Origin of the sequence: Nonomuraea sp. NPDC050022 (genome assembly GCF_044460705.1) — a bacterium.
Taxonomy (GTDB): Bacteria; Actinomycetota; Actinomycetes; order Streptosporangiales; family Streptosporangiaceae; genus Nonomuraea.
Genome location: NZ_JBITKE010000034.1, coordinates 1 through 2,421, shown reverse-complemented (window position 1 = coordinate 2,421; position 2,421 = coordinate 1). Strand labels below are relative to the sequence as shown.

The 2,421-nt window shown below is 59.3% G+C and carries 1 protein-coding gene; it reads right to left on the bottom strand.

Annotation, left to right across the window (positions count from 1 at the left end; all coding sequences use genetic code 11):
• Window positions 1-103 precede the first annotated feature (103 nt).
• A complete protein-coding gene (locus ACIBO2_RS58815) occupies window positions 104-1,885 on the bottom strand; it encodes a reverse transcriptase domain-containing protein (RefSeq protein ID WP_397305360.1) in 1,782 nt (593 codons plus the stop codon).
• Window positions 1,886-2,421 lie beyond the last annotated feature (536 nt).

Sequence of the window (2,421 nt, the reverse complement as noted above, 5' to 3'; positions counted from 1 at the left end):
CGTGAGGTGGGCCGTCGGCGAGGTTCCTGATGCACAGGTCCTTTTCCGACGGCCTCCTCCCGAACCCGCCGTGCAGCTTTCACTGCGACGGGCTCTCCGGTGATTACTGCGTGATTGCGACTGGTTGCCGGTTGTGGATGCGGTCGTGGCAGGGTCGGCAGACGACGAGGGTCTTGCGCCGTCGTTTTGCCATGAGCCGTGCCCACTCCGGCTGTTCCTGTCCGAGCCTCCCAAGGTCAGCGAGTTTCCCGACTTGATGGACTTGAGTTTCGTCCGCCTCTAGGCAAATCTCGCATCTTCCCGCCAGGAGTCGGGAGATCAGTTCCTTGCGAGGTTGTATGGGCCGGCTCGGTTGGCGGTCTTTGAGGACCGCTGTTTTCTGTCGTGTCAGTGGAATGCCGCCGAACTGAGCGACCAGTGGTTTCCTGCCCTCGCCACGGTCGATGCTGGCTTGCAGGCACTTTCGAGGGCCGACGGATGTGTCGATGGTGGCCTTGTATCTACGGGCCATCTTCGTCGTTGTCGAATGGTGCTTGCTCGCCAGAGTCTTGAGCAGCGAGGTCTGCATGACCCAGTGCAACCGGTTCAGTCGAAAAACGTCTGTAGCCAGCAGGTAGTACTGGACGATGCCCCGATAGATAGACCCGTAGATTCCAACGATGTTGTGATCGTCTTCGTTCTGCAGCCGAGTCTGGCGGGCGGGTTTACCGCGATTGAGGTATGGGGCACACTTATCTTTGATCACCGTGACGGGCACGTGCAGTGCGACGGAGCCGTTGATCGTTCTACGACCTCGGGTCATCCTACGGTCACTTCGTCCGACGGTGATCTCATAGCCGAGGAACCGCGCTCGCTGGGTGCGGGCGTGGGTGATCAGCGTTTTATCCTCGGAGAGATCCAGTTTGAGTTCTTCACGCATGAACTCGGCGAGGCGCCGCTTGATCTGTTCGGCTTCGTGTCTGGGTCCGGCGAACCCAAGTAGGATATCGTCGGCATATCGGATGTACCGGAGCCGTCGATAGCCAGGGTCGTTCATATCCCGGCTGGGCAGCTTGCGGAGCTTTTGGCGTAGTTCCCGCGCATAAACGCGGTGGCCGCGCCTGCGAGCTGACTTAAGCTGCGCTTCCATATTGCGGTAGGCGGTGTTGTATGCCCGCCGTCCGCCTTGGGTGTATTCCGGTATCAAAACTGTCTCGACGAAGATGTCCAATCTGTCCAGGTAGATGTTGGAGAGGATTGGTGAAACGACCCCACCCTGCGGGCAACCGCTGAGCGTGGCGTTCCAGACCCAGTCCTCCAGGTATCCGGCTTGCAGCATGTTTCGCAGGAGCCGGAGGAACCGGTTGTCGTGGATGTTCTCCGCCAGGGTGGAGAGCATGACCTGGTGGTCAAGCCTTCCGAAGCAGTCGGAGACGTCTCCCTCGATGAACCAGCTCGTCCCGGTCCAGGTATGGGCCACCTCGCGTAGTGCGGTGTGGCATCCCCGGCGTGGACGGAAACCGTGTGACCGTTCGGAGAACGTCGGCTCGTAATATGCCTCCAGAAGAAGGCGGATTGCTTCGCCGACGAGTTTGTCCGACCAGGACGGCAGTCCTAAAGGTCTCTTGTCCCCATTGCGTTTGGGGATGTAGATCCTCTTGGCGGGCGTGAACCGGTAGCGCTCGTGGCGCATCGCAGCGATGATACGGTCGATTTTCGCCAGTGACATACCGTCAGCGGTTTCCCCGCAGGCCCCGGGTGTCATCGCCCCCTTGTTGGAGTAGATGCGCCCGTAGGCCATCAGATACAGCTGCCGATTGAACAATTGCCGAAAGAGTTCATTGCACGGCAGGCCGCTCCTGCCGCGTTCACGCAGGACATTCAGTACCGTTTCGGCGTTTTGCATTGCGCATACCTCCCGGCCTTCGAGTGTCCGATCACCTGTGCTCCTTGGCCCTGTGGACGGCTTTCCCATCCTCCTTGGCAGGACGTGACCCCTGCGACTACTACGAGCACTCCGTCACCTTAGGGCTCGCGCCCCTTAGGCGATCCCACGTTCGTCTCTGACATACGTCCGAGCATGACTTAGGCGGCCCGTTCGTCTCCTTGAATGTCCTCATTGGACATCGCTCCACGTTCTGAAGGTTGCGCCGAGCGGCAGAAGTTCCCAGCGCAGAACGTGGTACCGGTTTCGGGTGTCTTTCCGGTAGATGGGTCTTTGCATCAACTGGAGACTAGGCTTCAGGCAATCCAGCTTTCGCCATATCACGCGGGTCCCTCAGTGGCCCACTTTCGACACCTTCGCAGTGTCCACTGATTTCTTGGCATGCTATTGTCCCCTTCACCTTTCAGATTCAGGTAAGCCATCAGACCCAGAGATCTCCCTTCAAATCCCTCCCGGCTGTAACCGGGAATATGTCAGAGCGCCTCGTGGCGCACTCC